Here is a 17798-nt window from a genome sequence, read left to right on the forward strand (position 1 = left end):
GCTACGAACGCCGCGCCGACCTCCACCAGGGCCTCCTGGAACTCGCCTGCAGCATCATCTGCCTCCGACGACTCCGACCTTCATTCTGAAACGATCAGTTAGCCCCGGGGCCGGGTGGGCGTAGTCTGTGCCAATCTCATTGCACGGGCCATCGAGAACGGGGGGCATGGTGCCGGGGTTCGTGTTCCTGCGTCTGCGCGCGCACCGTCTGCTGCTCGGCGCCGCCCTGCTCTCCGTGCTCCTGACCACCTGCGCGGTCGCCGCGCTCGCCGCGTTCAGCGCGGCCGTGGGGGACGCCGGTCTGCGGCGCGCGCTGCAGGAGCAGTCGGCGGCACGGACACTGGTCGGGATCACCGCCGACGTCGACGGCAAGGACCCGGGCGTGGCGGACGGGGCCGTGCGCGCCACGGTCGCCGGGGCCTACGACGGCCTGCCGGTGTCCGTCACCGGGGTCACCCGTTCCGGCCCGTACGGGCTGCCGATGGCGCTGCGGCCGCGCGGTGCCCCGCGCACCGGGGACCCGGACCTGACGGTGCTGTCGACGCTGGACCGGGCACGGGTGACCATGGCCGAGGGCACCTTCCCCGCGGCCCCGGCGGCCGGCGGACCGGTCCCGGTGGCGCTGCCCGAGGCGGCCGCGGAAGCGCTGAAGGTGCGCACCGGGCAGGTGCTCACCCTGACCGACCGGCTGCGCCACGGCACGCTGCGGGTCCGCGTGACGGGGACATACCGGCCGGTCGACCGATATGCCCTGTACTGGCGGCTCGACCCGCTGGGCGGGCGCGGAGTGCGGACGCTCTCCTTCACCACGTACGGGCCGATGGTCACCTCCCCCGGGGCCTTCGGCCCCGGCGGGGTCCCCGCCGTGGAGATGGCCTGGCAGGCGCAGGGGGACTTCGCCGCGATGACCACGGCCCGCGCCGACGGCGTCAGCGGGAGCGTCCATCGGACGGTGCAGCGGCTGGGCACCCTGCAGGCCGCGAACTCCGTCGTGGCGAGCAGCGAACTTCCGGACCTGCTGGCGGAGTTGCACAGAACGCTGTTGGTGAGCCGGTCGACCCTGCTGATCAGCGTTTTGCAGCTGATGCTGCTGGCCGCTCTCTCCCTGCTCCTCGTCGCCGGACTGCTCGCGGAGGAACGCTCGGCCGAGACCGCCCAGTTGCGTGCCCGCGGCGGCTCGCGCGCCCAGATGACCGGTTTCGCCACGGCCGAGGCCCTGCTGCTGACCGTGCCGGCCGTGGTGCTGGCCCCGCTGCTCTCCGGCCGGCTGGTGCGGCTGCTCGCCGGTCACGGGGCGCTGGCCCGGGCGGGGGTACGGCTGGAGCCCTCGCCGCTGACCGCCTGGTGGGTGGCCGCGCTCACCGCGCTCGCCTGCGGTCTCGCCGTCGTCGGGCCCGTACTGCGGCGCACGGGGACGTACACGCAGGAATACACGGCGCGGCGGCGCCGGCGGGCGTTGCCCGCCGGCGTGCAGGCGGGTGCGGACGCGGGCCTGGTGCTCGTGGCCGGCCTGGCGTTCTGGCAGTTGTCCCGCCGCGAGGCGGGCAGTGGGACGCTCAGCACGGACACCTCCGGACGGCTGGGTCTGGATCCGGTCCTGGTGGGGGCGCCCGCGCTGTGCCTGCTGGCGGGTGCGGTGCTGGCGCTGCGGCTGCTGCCGCTGGCGGCCCGGCTCGGCGAGCGCCGCGCGGCGAAGGCCCGCGGGCTGCCGGTGTCCCTGGTGGGCTGGCAGCTGGCACGCCGCCCGGGCCGCGGGGCGGGGCCCGCCCTGCTGCTGGTCTTCGCCGTGTCGATCAGCATGTTCGCGATCGGCGAGAACAGCACGTGGACCCGGTCGCAGGACGACCAGGCGGACTTCGCGGTCGGCGCCGACCTGCGCGTGTCCGGTTCCGCCACGCCCGCGTTCGGGCAGGGCGGCGTCTACGACGACGTACCCGGCATCGCTGCCGTCACCCCCGCGGGCCGCGCCACCGTGTCCCTGCCCCGCGACCGCGACGCGACCGTCCTGGCCGTGGACAGCACCTCTGCCGCCCGTGTCCTGCGACTGCGTGACGACCTGTCCGCCGAACCCCTCGCGGACCTCGTGCGACCCCTGCGGGCGGACGGCGGCCCCGCCGCCCGCAGCGCCGGATTCGTCCTGCCCGACGGCACGGACCGGCTCCGCCTGACCGTCCGCCTCCGGTCGCTGGGGGCCGGGGACCGCACCGTCGCCGGCACGGTGACCGACCAGCTGTTCGTGACGCTGACCGACCGGTACGGCGTCCCGTACACGCTCTCCCTCGGCGAGGTCCGGGCCGACGGCGAACGGCACGTGCTGGAAGCCGACTTCGCGGCCGTCACGGGCCGGGCGCGCGGCGCGGGCCCGGCCGGGCCGCTGCGTCTGACCGGGCTCCGGGCGGAGTACCTGGTGCCCCGGCGGAACGAGCGGCACAGCCTGACAGTCACCGACGTCCGCGCGGTGACGGCCGACGACGGCACACGCGAGGTGCCCTCCCCCACCACGACGGCCTGGTCCGCCCGCACGCAGATCGACAACCCCGACTTCCCCGAGGCCCCCGGCCTCGGCTACCGCCCCTCACGCACCGGCGAACCGCGCTCCGCCGCGGACACCCCGCTGACCGTCCGCTACGACACCGGCGAGGAACCCTTCCAGCAGGGCGTCCCCAACGGCGCCGACGGCGCCTCCCTCACCCTGCGGGCGGGGCCGCGGCCACCCACGGTGCTGCCCGCGGTCGTCACCGACGCCTTCCTGAGCGCCGTCGACGCCAGGCCCGGCAGCACCGTCCCGGTCGAACTGGAGGGCACACGGCTGTCCCTGCGCATCACGGGGTCGCTCCGCGCACTGCCCACCACCGGGCGGGACGGCTCCACGGGCACCGGCGGCGGCGCCGTCCTGCTGGACCTGGCGAGCCTGAACCGCGCCCTGGTCTTCCAGGACCAGCGCGGGCTGGAGCCCACCGAGTGGTGGCTCGCCGCCGGCCCGGCCGGAGGGCCCCGTGTGGCCTCGGCCCTGCGCGCCCGGGGGGACGCCGCCACGATCGTGGTCCGAGACGAGGCGCGGGCGGAGTTGCGGCGGGACCCGCTGGGCGCGGGTCCGTTGTCGGCCCTGCCGGCGGCGGTGGTGGCGGCCGCGGTGCTGGCGGCGGTGGGTTTCGCGGTCGCGGCGGCGGGAGCGGTACGGGAGCGCTCGCAGGAGTTCGCGCTGCTACGGGCGCTGGGCACGCCTCGGAAGTCGCTGGCCCGGGTGATCGCGGCGGAGCAGGGGCTGCTGGTGCTGACGGCGGTCGGGGTCGGGGCGCTGCTGGGCGGGGCGCTGACCCGGTCGATCGTGCCCTTGATCGTGCTGACGGCACGCGCGGACAGGCCGGTGCCCGAGGTGCGGGTGGAGTTGCCCGCCGTGCCCTTGCTGGAACTGCTGGCCGCGGTGGCGGTGCTGCCGCTGCTGGCGGTGGCGGTGGCGGCGTTGCGTACGGCCGATCCGGTCCGCGCGCTGCGCCGGCAGGGAGGGGAGTGACGTGACCGACGTACGTACCGCGCGGCCGGCCTCGTGGACCGGTGCCCGCCTGCGCGCCGCCCCCGGTGGTGCGCTGGCGCTGGCCGCCCTGGTGCTGGTGACCGCGTTCCTCGCGGCGGCGCTGCCCCGCACCGTCGAGGCGTACGAGGACGCCGCACTGCGGGACACCCTCCGCCGGGCCTCCCTGACCGACCGCAGCGTCACCGCCACCTTGGACCTGTCGTTCTCCGGGGTGCGAGGCGGTGGCGGTTCGCCGTTCCAGGCGAGGGAACTCGCCAGGACCGAGGACATGTTCCGGAGTGTGGTGCGGCCGCCGCTGGCCCTGGACACCGCGCAGACGGTGTACGGGGTGCGCAACGCCGAGGCGGCGGCGGCGACCGATCCCGGCCTGCCCCGGCCGACCAGGGACCGCGATCCGCGGGCCACGCTCGTCTCCCAGCCGGGCCTCGCCGCCCGCTCCCGGCTCGTCGCCGGGCGCATGCCGGCGTCCACCGCCGGGGAGCGTGAGGTGGAGGCGGTGGTCACCGCACGGACCGCGAAGGTGATGGGCCTGCGCGCGGGTTCCGCGGTCCACCTGCTGGACACGACCGGGGCCGGGCTGACCGTGCGGATCACCGGGATCGTCGAACCCCACTCGCCCGGCGAGGCCTTCTGGAACGCCGAGCAGGACCTGCTCGCCCCGACCCTGGTGAGCGTCCCCGGCCCGCCGGGTGAGGACCCGGAGCACTACTGGCACTTCACCGCGCTCATCGGTCAGGACGCCGGCGGCGTGGTGCTCGACCTGCCGGAGGGCGCCCGCCTGTACTGGCACCATCCCGCCGACGTCGGCGCGTTGAGCGCCCACGACGTGCCCGCGCTGCGCGACCGGCTGGCGTCGCTGTCGGGCGGACCGGACTCCACCCAGCTGCGCATACTGACCGGAAGCCAGGCGGTCACCGTGGGCCAGGACGGACTCGCCGCGCTGCTGGGGCCGTTCGTACGGGAGCGGGAGGCCGCCGCGCCACTGGTGCTGATCGCGACGGTGGGCGTGGGCGCCGTGGCAGGAATCGTGCTGCTGATGGCGGGCGGCCTGTCGGCGATCCGTCGCCTTACCGAACTGCGGCTGCTGCGGGCGCGCGGGAGCAGCCTGACGGGTCTGTGCGCCCGGCTGCTGACGGAGAGCGCCGTCGTGGTCGTCCCGTGCACGGCGGCCGGGGTGCTGCTCGCGCTGCTGCTGGTGCCGGCCGAACGCTCCGCCACCTCCCTGCTCGCCGGGGTGCTGGTGGCGGCGGTCGCCGTTCCGGCGCTGCCGTTGCGGGCGGTGGCGCTCGTCCGCCGGGTGGGCCCGGAGCGGCGCGACGACCTCGTGCAGGCCCGGCCCTCACGCCGCCGCGCGGTGGCGGAGCTGACCGTGGCGGTCGTCGTGACCGGTGCGGTCGTGGCGCTGCGGCGCAGGGGCACGGCGGACGGCGGAGCGGACCTGCTCACCGCCGCGGCACCGGTGCTGGTCGCGGTGATCGGGGCGCTGGTCCTGCTCAGGCTGTACCCGCTGCCGTTGCGGCTGCTGTCCCGGCCCGCGGCCCGGATGCGGGGCACGGTGCTGTACCTGGGGCTGGCCCGGGCCGGCCGCACGCCCTCCGCCACGGCGCTGCCGCTGGTGGCCGTGCTGGTGGCGCTGGCCGTGACGTCGTTCGGCGGCTCGGTCCTCACCGGCGTCGAGAGCGGCCGCGACCGCGCCGCCACGCGCGCGGTCGGCGGCGACGCCCGGATCGAGTCCCTCACCACGCTCCCGGACGGCCTGGACGCGCAGGTCCGGCGGGTGCACGGCGTGCTCGGCACCTCACCCGTGAGGATCGAGACGGGTCTGTCGACGGCGCCGGCCGGTACCCCCTACGACCTGGTCGTCGTCGATCCGGCACGCTACGCCGCCCTGGTGGCCAGCACGGGCGTCGGCGCCCCCTTCCCCGCCGCGACACTGGAGGGCGACGGCAGCGGACCGCTCCCCGCGATCGTCTCCCCCGCGCTGGCGCGGGAGTTCGGCAGGACGACCGTGTCCGTGCAGGCCTTCGCCGGGGCGACCCCGGTGCGCACGGCCGCGGTGCGCGACGTGACGCCCGCTGTCCTGGGCGGCGAGTTCGTCGTCGTCTCCGCGGCCGGCCTGGCCCGCACGCACCCCGAGACCGCCCGCTCCCCCGTCCAGGCCGCGACCGCGCTCTACGTGACGGGGCCGCGACTGGACGGGCAGGCGCTGAACGCCGCGACGCGCGCCGCCTCGGCGGACCTGACGGTGGTCCTCCGCTCCGAGGAACGCGCGTCGTTCACCTCCTCGGCGCTCCAGACCGGCGCCCGGCGGGTCTACCTGGCGGCGGTGGCGGCGGGTGCGGGCTACAGCGCGCTGGCCCTGCTGCTCTCCCTGATGGTGCACACGCCGCAGCGCAAGGCGCTGCTGGCGCGGCTGCGGACGATGGGCATGACGGCTCGTCAGCGGCAGTGGCTGGCGGTGCTGGAGATGCTGCCGCAGGTCCTCCTGGGCGCCCTCGGCGGCGTCCTGGTCAGCCTGGCCACGGTCCCGTTGCTGCGTCAGGGGGTGAACCTGACCGCGCTCGCCTTCTCCGCGGCCGCGCCGGTGAGCGGCGTGTCCGGGACGGTGCTGCGCACGGACCCGCTGTCGCTGCTGCTGCCCGCGGCCGCGCTGGTGGTGCTGGCCTGCGCGGCGCTGGCGGGGCAGGCGTGGCTGACCGGGCGACGGGGAGAGGGAACGGAACTGCGGATGGGGGAACGGGAATGAGCCAGGACACACCGGGGACGGCGGCACGGAGCGGTGCGACGCTGGCGGAGCTGGAGCGACGCGTCGCCGAGAGCCGGGAGCGGCCTGCCTACGGGCATGACGCGCTGATCGTCTGCGACCGGCTGGTGCGGATCTTCACCGCCCAGGGCGTGGAGGTCCAGGCCCTGCAGGGCCTGGACCTGCTGGTGCAGCAGGGCGAACTGATGGCCCTGGTCGGCGCCTCGGGCAGCGGCAAGTCCACCCTGCTGAACATCCTGGCCGGGCTGGACACCCCCACCGCGGGCGCCGCCTCGGTGGCCGGCTTCGACCTGCTCGCACTCGACGCCGCCGCCCGCCTGCGCTACCAGCGCGAGGTCGTCGGCTTCGTCTGGCAGCAGACCTCACGCAACCTGCTGCCCTACCTGACCGCCCTGCAGAACGTCGTGCTGCCCATGCGGCTTTCCGGCCGGGTCAAGGGCCGCAAGGCACGCACCGACCGCGCCACCGAACTGCTGGACCTGATGGGCGTGGGCTACTGCGCCGACCGCCGGCCCCAGCAGATGTCCGGCGGCGAACAGCAGCGCACCGCGATCGCCGTCGCGCTGGCCAACCACCCCTCACTGGTACTGGCCGACGAACCCACCGGCCAACTGGACTCCGCCACCGGCGAGCAGGTCTTCAACTCCTTCCGCACCGCCAATGAACAGCTCGGCACCACCATCGTCGTCGTCACCCACGACCAGGCCGTGGCCACCGCCGTCGACCGCACCGTCGCCATCCGCGACGGCCGCACCGCCTCCGAAGTCGTCCGCCGCACCAGCGTCGACGACGAAGGCCGCACCACCGTCCACGCCAGCGAGTACGCCACCGTCGACCGCTCCGGACGCCTCCAGCTCCCCCGCGACTACACCCACGCCCTCGACATCCGCAACCGCGTCATGCTCGAACTCGAACCCGACCACATCGCCGTCCGCCCCGACCGCCCCGACGAGGAGACCGGCAACCCACCCGGTTCCTGACCGGACCTCACGTCAGCAGGCCTGCGGGCAGTCCCGTCTCGCGCACCGCGCCACCGCTCCCGGGCTCCACCCGGTGCAGGGTCGGACCCGGTCGTTCCGAGACGACCTCAGTGAGACCGCCGTCGGTGAACAGGGCCGCCACCCCGTCGTCGAGGGCCCAGCCGGCGGGCAGTTCCCCCTCGGCCACGGCAGCGCGGAACGTGGGCCTGCGGGCGGGCTCGCTGTCGTAGTGGGGGCAGAGGCTGCCCGTCAGCAGGCCGAGGCCGTCGCGCAGCGGTGTGACGGGTCCGAAGGAGTCGGTGAGGCAGGCCCCGAACCAGCAGTTGGCGCCGGCGCTGATGCCGCACAGGAGCACGCCCGCGTCGAGGGCTTCGCGGAGGACCGCGTCGAGGCCGTGCACGCGCCACACGGCGAGCATGGCCGCGGTGTTGCCGCCGCCGACGTGGACGACGTCCTGGGAGAGGACGAAGGAACGCAGGTCCCGGTGGTCACGGCGGAACAGCGGCAGGTGCGCCGGTTCGCAGTCGCGCGCGGCGAACGCCGCGTGGAAGTCCTCGACGGAGGACTGCGCGTCACCACTGGCGGTGGGCACGAAGCAGACCTTCGGGCGCCGCCGCCCGGCGGTGCGCAACACGTATGCGTCGAGCGGCGACCCGGGCGCCCACGAGAAGCCGCCGCCCAGCAGCACGATCCTTCTCTTCGCGGCCATACGGACATCTTTGACGGCCACTGGGCGGGCGACACCTCCTGCCCCGGACCGGCGCCGGAACGGCCATCGGCCCGGGCGGACCAACGACTCTGACGCGAAGCCCGACTCATGTCAATATGTATTCCTAATTTAGGAGAATCCCGGAACGCGGCGTGCCCAAAACCTTGACAGGCCCTTCCCGGCGGGTGCATGTTCGGCAACGTTGTCATCGCGATGGCAACGTTGTCATCGCCTCGATGATGCCAGGCCGCCTCCTCATTGAACATCCCTGAACGGAGCCGTTGTTCATGCCGGACCAGTCCTCCCTGCCCTCCCGACGCGCCGTACTCTCCACCGGCTCCACCCTCCTCGCGGGGTTCGGGCTCGGCATGGCCTTCCCCGCCGCCGCCACGGCACAGACGCGGTCCTCGAACCCGGCCGGTGCCCGAGGCGAACTCGCCGCGTACCGCCCGGTCACGGTGTCCTCCACCGACTACGCCCCCACACCGGCCGAGTTCGCCGTCGACGGCCTCGACCAGGTCGGCGTGCGGGGCTCCGGCTGGCGGGCCGCCGCCGGCGACCCCCAGTGGATAGCCGTCGACCTTCAGGCCCTGTGCGAGGTCGGGTCGGTGCGCCTCACCTTCGAGGCGACGGTCGACGACCCGCCGTTCACGCCCGGGACCGGTGGCAACCCCCGCGACAACACCACCGGCCAGGAGGTGCTGTCGAGTTGCGCGGTCGCCTTCGTGATCGAGACCTCGCGCGACGGGAAGTCGTGGACCGTCGCGCACCGCACCGACGACGGCAAGGGCGGGGTCGTGGAGATCGCCCTGCCCCGGCCCGTCACCGCCCGCTGGGTGCGGATGACGGTCACCAAGCGCTCCAACGCCAACCCTCTGGGCCTCAACGGCTTCCAGGTGTACGGCACCCCGCGCGGACACCGCCCCGAGGCCACCGGCTGGACCGACTGGGGCACCCACCACCGCACGCCCCCGGCCCTGGAGGTCGCCGACGACGGCACCGTGCCGCTGGAGTCCGGCTGGGACCTGACCATGGACGACTGGGCGGGCGGCAGCGCCGCGGAACTGTCCGCGCCCTCCGTGGACACCAGCGCCTGGCTGCCGGCCACCGTGCCCGGGACCGTCCTGTCCTCGCTCGTGGCCGAGGGCCACCTGCCCGACCCGGTCGCCGGCTTCGCCAACCTGCACATCCCCGAGGCCCTCTCCCGCCACTCCTGGTGGTACCGGCGCGAGTTCCGCCTGCCCAAGGGCCTGCGCACCGGGGCCGGGCGCCGCGTCTGGCTCGAGTTCGACGGGGTCAACCACGAGGCGGACATCTGGCTCAACGGCAAGCAGGCCGGCACCCTCACCTTCCCCTTCGCCCGGGCCGCCTACGACGTGACCGGGCTGCTGGCGGCGCAGGGCCCGCAGGCCCTCGCGGTGAAGATCAGCCCCATGCCGTTCCCGGGCAGCCCCGGCGACAAGGGCGCGGCCGGCCTCGCCTTCGTCGACGCCGGCGCGAACATGATGAACCGCAACTCGCCGACCTACCTGGCCTCCTCCGGCTGGGACTGGATGCCCGCGGTGCGCGACCGGGCCGCCGGCATCTGGAACCACGTACGGCTGCGCTCCACCGGCGACGCCGTCCTCGGCGACCCCCGTGTCGACACCGTCCTGCCGGACCTGCCCGACACCCGCACGGCCGAGGTGACCATCGTCGTACCGCTCCGCAACGCCGCCGGGGAGGCCAGGTCCGTCACCGTCACCGCCGCCTTCGACGGCGTGCGCGTGCAGCGGACGGTCACCGTGCCGGGGGGCGGCAGCACCGACGTCGTCTTCGACCCGGCCTCGGACCCGAAGCTGCGCCTGCGGAACCCGAAGCTGTGGTGGCCCAACGGCTACGGTGAGCCGGAACTGCACCGGCTCACCCTCACCGCCTCCGTGGCCGGGCAGGAGAGCGACCGGCGCACCACGCGCTTCGGCCTGCGCCAGTTCGGCTACGAGTACGACACCCCGCTCACCTTCCAGTCCGGCTCCGACGCCTACGCGCAGACGGTCACGTTCACCCGGCGGACCGCCCGCTACGTGCGGATCCTGTGCCGCACCCGGGCCACCGACTGGGGTTCGTCGATGTGGGCGCTGTCGGTGGCCGACAGCACCGCGCCCGACCTCGACCTCGCCCTGCACAAGGAGGCCACCTCCTCCTCCACCGACGACCCGAACAACCGCCCCGGCAACGTCACCGACGGGGACCCGGGCACCCGCTGGTCGTCGAAGTTCGAGGACGACCAGTGGGTCCAGGTCGACCTCGGCTCCGCGGTGCCCTTCGACCGCGTCGTCGTCACCTGGGAGCAGGCGTACGCCGAGACGTACACCGTCCAGGTCTCCGACGACGGCGACGACTGGACCGACGCCGCGTCCGTCGACAACGCCGCGGTCCCGCTGCCCTTCCAGACCTCGGGCGCGGCGAGCCTGCAGGACGTGGAGTTCGCCGCGACCACGGCCCGCTACCTCCGGATCCTCTGCCACACGCGCGCCACCAGCTGGGGCTCGTCGATGTGGGGCCTGTCGGTGGTCGACAGCGGCACGCCCGGCACCGACCTGGCGCTGCGCAAGGAGGCCACCGCCTCGTCCTCCGAGGGCGACGGCAGCGGTCCGGGCAACGCGGTGGACGGCAAGCCCGGCACCCGCTGGTCCTCGAAGTACGAGGACGAGCAGTGGATCCAGGTCGACCTGGGTTCCGCGGTGCGGTTCGACCGGGTCGTCATCACCTGGGAGCAGGCCTACGCCAGGACGTACACCGTCCAGGTCTCCGACGACGGCGACGAGTGGACCGACGTGAAGTCCGTCGACAACTCCACCGTGCCGCTCAAGATCAGCGTCAACGGCGTCCGGGTCTTCGCCCGCGGCGGCAACTGGGGCTGGGACGAACTGCTGCGCCGCATGCCCGCGGAGCGCATGGACGCGGCCGTGCGCATGCACCGCGACATGAACTTCACGATGATCCGCAACTGGGTCGGCAGCAGCAACCGCGAGGAGTTCTACGCCAGTTGCGACGAGCACGGTCTGCTGGTGTGGAACGACTTCCCCAACGCCTGGGCGATGGACCCGCCCAACCGCCAGGCCTTCCTCGACCTGGCGCGGGACACCGTGCGGCGCTACCGCATCCACCCCAGCGTCGTGGTGTGGTGCGGCGCCAACGAGGGCAACCCTCCGGGCCCGGTGGACGACGGGATGCGCTCCGCGGTCCGCGCGGAGGCCCCCGCCCTGCTCTACCAGAACAACTCGGCCGGCGGCATCGTCTCCGGCGGCGGCCCGTACGGCTGGGTCGAGCCCGAGCGGTACTACTCCGCGTCCACCTACGGCAGCGGCAGCTTCGGGTTCCACACCGAGATCGGCATGCCCGTCGTGTCGACCGCCGAGACCATGCGGCGCATGGCCGGCGACGAGCCCGAGTGGCCGGTCGGCGGCGTCTGGTACCACCACGACTGGAGCACCCGCGGCAACCAGGCCCCGCAGAACTACCGCGCGGCCATCGAGGGCCGGCTCGGCACCGCGGAGGACCTCGACGACTTCTGCCGCAAGGCGCAGTTCGTCAACTACGAGAACTTCCGCGCCATGTTCGAGGCCTGGAACGGCCGGCTGTGGGACGACGCCGGCGGCCTGATGCTGTGGATGTCGCACCCCGCCTGGTACAGCACGGTGTGGCAGACGTACGACTACGACTTCGACGTCAACGGCGCCTACTACGGGGTCCGCAAGGCCGCCGAGCCCGTCCACGTGCAGGCCGATCCCGTGACCGGGAAGGTCGTGGCGGTCAACCACACGCCCGCGGCTCTCGAGGGTGCGACGGTGTCCGCGCGGCTGCTCGACCTGTCCGGTCATCCGCTGTCCGCGGAGCGTCGCGGCACGGTGGACGTCGCGGCGTCCGCGAAGGCGGAGGCGTTCACCGTGGCGTGGACGGACGGCCTGCCGGACTTCCACCTGCTGAAGCTGCGACTGACGGACCGTCACGGCGACGTGCTGTCCGAGAACGTCTACTGGCGCTACCGCAAGCCCGAGCACATGCAGGCGCTCAACAAGGCCGCGCGGACCCGGGTCCTGGCCGACGTCACGGACACGGACCTCTCGGGCGATCGCCACGGGCTGACCGCGCGGCTGAGCAACCGGGGATCCACGGTCGCCGCCCTGGTCCGGCTCTCCCTGCTGGACTCCCGTGACGGGGACCGGGTGCTGCCCACCCTGTACAGCGACAACTACCTGTGGCTGCTCCCTGGTGAGAGCCGCACGGTGACGCTGTCCTGGCCCGCCGGGGCGCTGCCGTCGAAGCGTCCCGAGCTGCGGGTCGACGGCTACAACGTGCCGCCGGTCACCGCGCAGCCGTAGCCCCCGTCGCCGCCCTGGCGGTCACCTGCCGGGTGACCGCCACGGCGATGCGGCGCGCCGGGAACCCGTCCCACATCGCGGACGTCTGACAGGAGGTGACGACTTCTCCAGCCCTGATGCGCCCGGCGCGGTTCGGCGACCTGGCGGCCATCGTGGACGTGCACACGCAGGCGCGTGCCGCGTACTACCAGGCGGGCGGCCTGCCCGGTTCCGAGATCGACAGCCCCGACGGGTGGGCGCGCCGTCGCGCGTCCTGGGCGCACGCCATCCAGTCGAGCGCGACGACGGTGCTGTGCGCCGTCGAGGACACCGAGGTGGTCGGCGTGGTGGCCATGGGGCCGCCCAAGGAGGGCTCGGAGGCCGCGCCGGCGTGCGGTGAGCTGCACTGGATCCACGTACGCCCCGACCGCTGGGGCCGCGGCGTCGGGGGGCGGTTGCACGCCGAGTTCGTGCGCTTCCTGCGGGACTCCTCCCTGGAGACGGGGCTGCTGGACGCCTGGGAGCGCAACAGCCGCGCCCTCGCCTTCTACACCCGCCACGGCTGGGTCCCGGAGGGCGGTCGCCGCCCCGGCCCCGGCGGCGCCGACTTCGTGCGTCTCCGTCTCGACCTGCGCGGCCGCGTGTCCACCGCCGCGTCCGCGGGCAGTAGCGTGCCACTGGCCTGACCGGCGGCGTCTGGCATCCTGTCCGGTGTGCTGATCAAGGGGTACGACCACGGACCGCTGACGGCCGGTGAGCCGCTGACGGACCGGCCCGGCTTCTGGGCGAACCACCTCCTGGGGTGGTGCGAGGCCGGGCCGTCCGGCGAGCGTCCCGAGCCGGAGTGGTTCGGGGACGACGGGGCCGACACCGACGCCCTGGCCGAGGTGCTGGACGACGAGCGGGCCTGGCCGGTCCTCAGGGTGCCCTTCGGGGACGGCCACTGCGTCGTCCTGGTCCACCGGAACCTCGACGGCGACGCCGGGCTGGACTTCCTTCTCACCCACCCCGGCTGGGTCCGCGCGGAGACCCTGTTCTCGTACGCCGGCGACGCCTACGGCCCCGGTCTGCGGTGGCGCCAACTGGTGCACGTCGCCGACGCGGTGCCGGGTGCCGGCCCGGACGAGGGCCTGTCCGATCCCGCCGCCCGGCTGCTGCTCCTGCTGCCCGTGCTCACCGACGGCCGGCGGCACGCCACGGAGGCCCTGCCGCGGATCGCCGCCGCGCTCACGGCGGTCGGCGCGCCGCAGGAGACGGCGGCGCTCGCGGCCCGGTGCCTCATCGGCGGTCCGGGGGACGGGATCTGGCACGACCCGGCGTGGGGCTCGCCGCTCAGCGGTGGCGGTTCCCTTACCGTGGAGGGCGAGGGGCGGCCGTACCCGGAGCCGTTGCCGGGCCTCGGCGTGACCGCCGCCCAGGGGGAACGGCTCGCCCGCGCCCTCGGCGGGCACGGGGAGCCGTCCACCGGGGTCAGTGAGCCATGGACTTGACCCATTCCTCCACGGTGACGACGTCGGCCTGCCGCGGGAACACCTTCTCCGTGAGCACGCGGTGCACCTCCGGGTCGGCGTCCAGGCATCCGTCGGACAGGACGGTGAGGCCGTAGTCGAGGTCGGCCGCCTGGCGCAGCGTGGACAGGACCACGCCTGAGGTCGCGATGCCGGTCAGGACGAGGCTGTCGACGCCACGCGCCCTCAGGACGACGTCCAGGTCGCTGCCCGCGAAGGCGCTGACGCGCTTCTTGGTGACGACGACGCCGCCGGGGGCGGGCGCGACGTCGGGGTGGATCTCGGCGCCCGGGTCGCCCGCGGCGAAGCCGCCCGCCTGCGCGAGCGCGCCGAAGGTCTTGTTGCGGGGGCTGATCTCCGGATGTCCGGCGCGGAAGCCGATGACGACGTGGATGACGGGGACGTCCGCGGCACGCGCGGCGTCGATCGCGTCACGCACCCGGGACAGGTAGCCGGTGTCCCCGGTGAAACGGTCGGTGATGGCTCGCTGGACGTCCATCACGAGGAGTGCGCTGTGCGCCATTCTTGCTGTCCTTTGTCCGTGCCGTTCGGGTCGTTCGGGTCGTTCGCGTCGCCACCGGGACGGCTCGCCGCGGGGGTGTCGCGGCGGCCGCGCAGCGCCGAGGCGAGCGCGGCGATCAGGGCCATGACGGTGGCCGCGCCGAAGACGGTGACGAGTCCGTGGTGGAAGGGACCGGAGACGAGCGTGGGGAAGAAGGCCGTGCCGGTCAGGACGTGCACCTGGTGCTCGGGCAGGGTGCCGAGGACCCCGCTGGGCCCGAGCAGGTGGCCGATGGGGTTGTCGCCGAGGAAGGTGGCGAACAGGGTGCTCACCGGCGGCAGTCCGGCGACCTGCTCGGCGGTGCCGGCGGGCACGCCGTTCGCCCGCAGTCCGTCCGCGAGCGTCTGCGGCAGCGAGCCGGCCAGGCCGGCGATCATCAGCGAGAAGCACAGGCCGATGGAGAGCGCGGTACCGGAGTTCTGGAAGGTGGAGCGCATGCCGGAGGCGACGCCGCGCTGATCCGGCGCGACGCTGCCCATGATGGCCGAGGTGTTGGGGGCCGAGAACATGCCCTGCCCGATGCCGCTCACCAGCAGCAGTGCCGCGAAGGCGGGGTAGGGGAAGTCGACCGGGAGCGCGAGCAGGCCGACGAACGCGGCCGCCACGAGGACCAGTCCTGTGGTGGAGAACAGCCGGGCGCCGAAGCGGTCCGACAGGTACCCGGACACCGGCCCCGCCACGAGGAAGCCGACGGTCAGCGGCAGCATGAACAGGCCCGCCCACAGGGGCGTCTGCTCGAAGTCGTAGCCGCGCAGCGGCAGCCAGATGCCCTGCAGCCAGATGATGAGGGTGAACTGCAGGCCGCCGCGGGCGATCGCGGTCAGCAGCACCGCCAGGTTGCCGGCGGCGAACGCCCTGATGCGGAACAGGCCGAGCTGGAACATCGGTTCCGCGACCCGGGTCTCCGCGACGCAGAACGCCACGAGCAGCAGCACGCCCGCCGCCAGGCCGCCGAGCACCCAGGGGTTGGTCCAGCCCGTGGGGTGGCCGCCGTAGGGCTGGATGCCGTACGTGATGGCGGCGAGCAGGCCCCCGGCGCCTGCGGTGAAGGTGAGGTTGCCGATCCAGTCGACGCGCCCCGGCTTCCGTGCGCCGGTCTCCCGCAGGCTGCGGTACGACCAGACGGTTCCGACGACGCCGATGGGCACGCTCACCCAGAACACCGCGCGCCAGTCGATGGTGGCCAGCAGCCCGCCGGCGATCAGCCCGAGGAACTGGCCCGCGAGCGCGGTGATCTGGTTGATGCCCAGCGCCATGCCGCGTTGCCGGGTGGGGAAGGCGTCGGTGAGGATGGCCGCCGAGTTCGCGGTCAGCATCGACCCGCCGACGGCCTGCACGATCCGGAAGCCGATCAGCCACAGGGCTCCGCCCCCGCCCTTGAGCGGGTCGAGGGATAGGGCGAGCGAGGCGCAGGCGAAGATCGCGAAGCCCATGTTGTACATCCGGACCCGGCCGAACATGTCGCCCAGGCGGCCGAGCACGACCACCAGCACGGCGGAGACCAGCAGGTAGCCGAGGATCATCCAGAGCAGGTAGCCGATGTTGCCGGGGGCGAGCGGGTCGAGGCCGATCCCGCGGAAGATGGCCGGCAGGGAGATGATCACGATCGACGCGTCGATCGTCGCGATCAGCACGCCGAGCGTGGTGTTCGACAGCGCCACCCACTTATAGCGGCCGTCGGCGACGTCCGCGCTGGTCACAGCTGCTCCGCCAGCCGGTCCAGCAGCGGCAGCGCGTCGACGAGCTGCCGCCGCTCCTGCGGGGTGAACTGCCCGCCCAGCACGGCGGCCAGCCGCTGCACCGACTCCGACCGGCGGTCCGCGAGCACCTTCAGCCCCGCCTCCGTCACCGTCATCACGACGCGCCGCTTGTCCTTCGCGTCCGGCCTGCGGCTCACCAGCCCGCGTTCCTCCAGCCCGGCCAGCGTCGTCGCCATCGCCTGCGGGCGCACCCGCTCCAACTCGGCCAGCGACCCCGGAGAATCCGGGCCGTCCCGGTCCAGCCGGGCGATCACCGACACCTCCGACAGCGTCACGTCCCCCACGGCGTGCGCCTGGCGCAACCGCCGCGCGATCCGGCCCACGCTCAGCCGCAACGCGGCCCCGACCTCGGTCGGGTCACCCGCTTCGAGTGCCTTCGCATCCATGATTAGTAACAATAGATAAATCAATCTGATGTAACTATCGAGCTCCGGTCAAGACCGGACCAAGAGGCGGCGCCGGGACCGGGCGGGAGCGCCCGGGGACCCCCGCTTGCGGGGGGCGCACAGGCAGCGCATAAGGTTAGGCTCGCCTAATGCTTCAAAGGTGAACCACGTACAGGAGCCTCCACATGTCTCTTCGGCGCCGCGGCACAGCCGCCGTCGCTGTCGCCATCGCCGCCGCGCTCTCCCTCGCGGCCTGCGGTGGATCCAGCAGCAACGGGAAGAAGGGCAGCGCAGCCGCCTCCGCGACCGCCGGGTCCAAGGACTCCAAGTCCGTCGCGCAGGGCGGCGAGGACTTCGGGGACGCCGCGGAGAAGACCGCGGCCATGGGCACCACCGCCAAGCCGGGCGAGTGGCCGCGCACCCTCACGCACGCCATGGGCAGCACCGTCCTCAAGACGCAGCCGAAGCGCGTCGTCGTCCTGGACGTGGGCGAGCTCGATAACGTTGTCTCGCTCGGCATCAAGCCGGTCGGCCTCGCGCCCACCGAGGGCTCGCCGGAGCTCCCGTCCTACCTCAAGGGCGCCGCGGGCAAGCCCGCGAACATCGGCACCATCAACAGTCTCAACCTCGAGGCGATCGCCGCGCTCAAGCCGGACCTGATCCTGGGCAGCCAGCTGCGCGCCGCCGACTCCTACGACGAGCTGTCGCAGATCGCGCCGACCGTCTTCTCCATCCGCCCCGGCTTCACGTGGAAGGAGAACTACCTCCTCAACGCGGCCGCGCTGGACAAGACCGCGCAGGCCAAGGCGAACCTCGACGCGTACGCGAAGAAGGCGGAGGTACTCGGCACGAAGCTGGGCGCCGACAAGCCGACCGTGTCGATGGTGCGCTACATGCCCGAGGGCAAGATCCGCCTCTACGCGAACGACTCCTTCATCGGCACCATCCTCAAGGACGTCGGCATCCCGCGGCCGAAGAACCAGGACATCGAGGACCTGGCCGCCGAGATCAGCGCCGAGAACATCGACCAGGCCGACGCCGACTACATCTTCACCGGCGTCTACGGCGACCCCAAGGCCACCGAGAAGTCCAAGGCCCAGGGCAACCCGCTGTGGAAGAACCTGAACGCGGTCAAGGACGGCCACGCCTTCGACGTCCCGGACGAGACCTGGTACCTCGGGCTCGGCGTCACCGCGGCCAACGCGGTCCTCGACGACCTGGAGCAGCGCCTCACGGCGTGAGCCCGCGAGG

The 17798-nt window shown here is 73.7% G+C and carries 11 protein-coding genes; 7 read left to right on the top strand and 4 right to left on the bottom strand.

The annotated features are described in order from the left end of the window. The first annotated feature begins 181 nt into the window (after positions 1-181). From PV410_RS19700 to PV410_RS19710, 3 genes are read left to right on the top strand one after another with little or no spacing between them, the layout of a single operon-like run. Positions 182-3514 carry an ABC transporter permease gene (locus PV410_RS19700; protein ID WP_500326224.1) on the top strand — a complete coding sequence of 1111 codons (3333 nt, stop codon included), beginning with the start codon at positions 182-184 and terminating at the stop codon, positions 3512-3514. A gap of 1 nt (position 3515) precedes the next feature. Further along, positions 3516-6281 (top strand): hypothetical protein, encoded by a 2766-nt coding sequence (locus PV410_RS19705; RefSeq protein WP_500326226.1) that lies wholly within the window; start codon positions 3516-3518, stop codon positions 6279-6281. Continuing rightward, entirely contained in the window at positions 6278-7279 is a 1002-nt protein-coding gene (locus tag PV410_RS19710) for an ATP-binding cassette domain-containing protein (RefSeq protein ID WP_500326227.1), read from the top strand. Before PV410_RS19705 ends, PV410_RS19710 begins: the two co-directional genes overlap by 4 nt. Positions 7280-7286: 7 nt before the next feature. Here the strand turns inward: PV410_RS19710 and PV410_RS19715 are convergent, their stop codons facing one another. Further along, positions 7287-7988, bottom strand: coding sequence for a Type 1 glutamine amidotransferase-like domain-containing protein (locus PV410_RS19715; RefSeq protein ID WP_500326229.1), 702 nt, complete (start codon positions 7986-7988; stop codon positions 7287-7289). Between the two features lie 287 nt (positions 7989-8275). Here PV410_RS19715 and PV410_RS19720 point away from each other — a divergent pair, with 287 nt between their 5' ends. From PV410_RS19720 to PV410_RS19730, 3 genes are all read left to right on the top strand, one after another. Further along, the gene (locus PV410_RS19720; RefSeq protein WP_500326230.1) at positions 8276-12352 is read left to right on the top strand and encodes a discoidin domain-containing protein; all 4077 of its coding nucleotides are present in this window, start codon (positions 8276-8278) and stop codon (positions 12350-12352) included. Positions 12353-12447: 95 nt separating this feature from the next. After that, positions 12448-13017 carry a GNAT family N-acetyltransferase gene (locus tag PV410_RS19725; RefSeq protein WP_500326232.1) on the top strand — a complete coding sequence of 190 codons (570 nt, stop codon included), beginning with the start codon at positions 12448-12450 and terminating at the stop codon, positions 13015-13017. Positions 13018-13044: 27 nt separating this feature from the next. Then, positions 13045-13821: a hypothetical protein gene (locus PV410_RS19730; protein ID WP_500326234.1), complete on the top strand. Its 777-nt coding sequence runs from the start codon at positions 13045-13047 to the stop codon at positions 13819-13821. Here PV410_RS19730 and PV410_RS19735 read toward each other — a convergent pair. From PV410_RS19735 to PV410_RS19745, 3 genes are read right to left on the bottom strand one after another with little or no spacing between them, the layout of a single operon-like run. Beyond that, on the bottom strand, positions 13802-14362 hold the full coding sequence (locus PV410_RS19735; protein WP_500326236.1) for a cysteine hydrolase family protein: 561 nt from the start codon (positions 14360-14362) through the stop codon (positions 13802-13804). The two genes, PV410_RS19730 and PV410_RS19735, sit on opposite strands and share 20 nt — an antisense overlap. Beyond that, entirely contained in the window at positions 14338-16101 is a 1764-nt protein-coding gene (locus PV410_RS19740; protein ID WP_500326238.1) for an MFS transporter, read from the bottom strand. The genes PV410_RS19735 and PV410_RS19740 overlap by 25 nt, the downstream gene beginning before the upstream one ends. Continuing rightward, positions 16098-16547: a MarR family winged helix-turn-helix transcriptional regulator gene (locus tag PV410_RS19745; RefSeq protein ID WP_500326240.1), complete on the bottom strand. Its 450-nt coding sequence runs from the start codon at positions 16545-16547 to the stop codon at positions 16098-16100. The genes PV410_RS19740 and PV410_RS19745 overlap by 4 nt, the downstream gene beginning before the upstream one ends. Positions 16548-16732: 185 nt before the next feature. Here PV410_RS19745 and PV410_RS19750 point away from each other — a divergent pair, with 185 nt between their 5' ends. Beyond that, complete coding sequence (locus PV410_RS19750; RefSeq protein ID WP_500326242.1) at positions 16733-17788, top strand: iron-siderophore ABC transporter substrate-binding protein; 1056 nt, start codon at positions 16733-16735, stop codon at positions 17786-17788. Positions 17789-17798 lie beyond the last annotated feature (10 nt).

The organism is Streptomyces sp. PA03-5A (assembly GCF_033792725.1).
Taxonomy (GTDB): Bacteria; Actinomycetota; Actinomycetes; order Streptomycetales; family Streptomycetaceae; genus Actinacidiphila.

What these genes read in the sequence shown, in the direction of transcription:
- PV410_RS19745 (WP_500326240.1), bottom strand. Translation starts at nt 16,547, where the DNA reads ATGGATGCGAAGGCACTCGAAGCGGGTGACCCGACCGAGGTCGGGGCC.
- PV410_RS19715 (WP_500326229.1), bottom strand. Translation starts at nt 7,988, where the DNA reads ATGGCCGCGAAGAGAAGGATCGTGCTGCTGGGCGGCGGCTTCTCGTGG.
- PV410_RS19735 (WP_500326236.1), bottom strand. Translation starts at nt 14,362, where the DNA reads ATGGCGCACAGCGCACTCCTCGTGATGGACGTCCAGCGAGCCATCACC.
- PV410_RS19710 (WP_500326227.1), top strand. Translation starts at nt 6,278, where the DNA reads ATGAGCCAGGACACACCGGGGACGGCGGCACGGAGCGGTGCGACGCTG.
- PV410_RS19750 (WP_500326242.1), top strand. Translation starts at nt 16,733, where the DNA reads ATGTCTCTTCGGCGCCGCGGCACAGCCGCCGTCGCTGTCGCCATCGCC.
- PV410_RS19720 (WP_500326230.1), top strand. Translation starts at nt 8,276, where the DNA reads ATGCCGGACCAGTCCTCCCTGCCCTCCCGACGCGCCGTACTCTCCACC.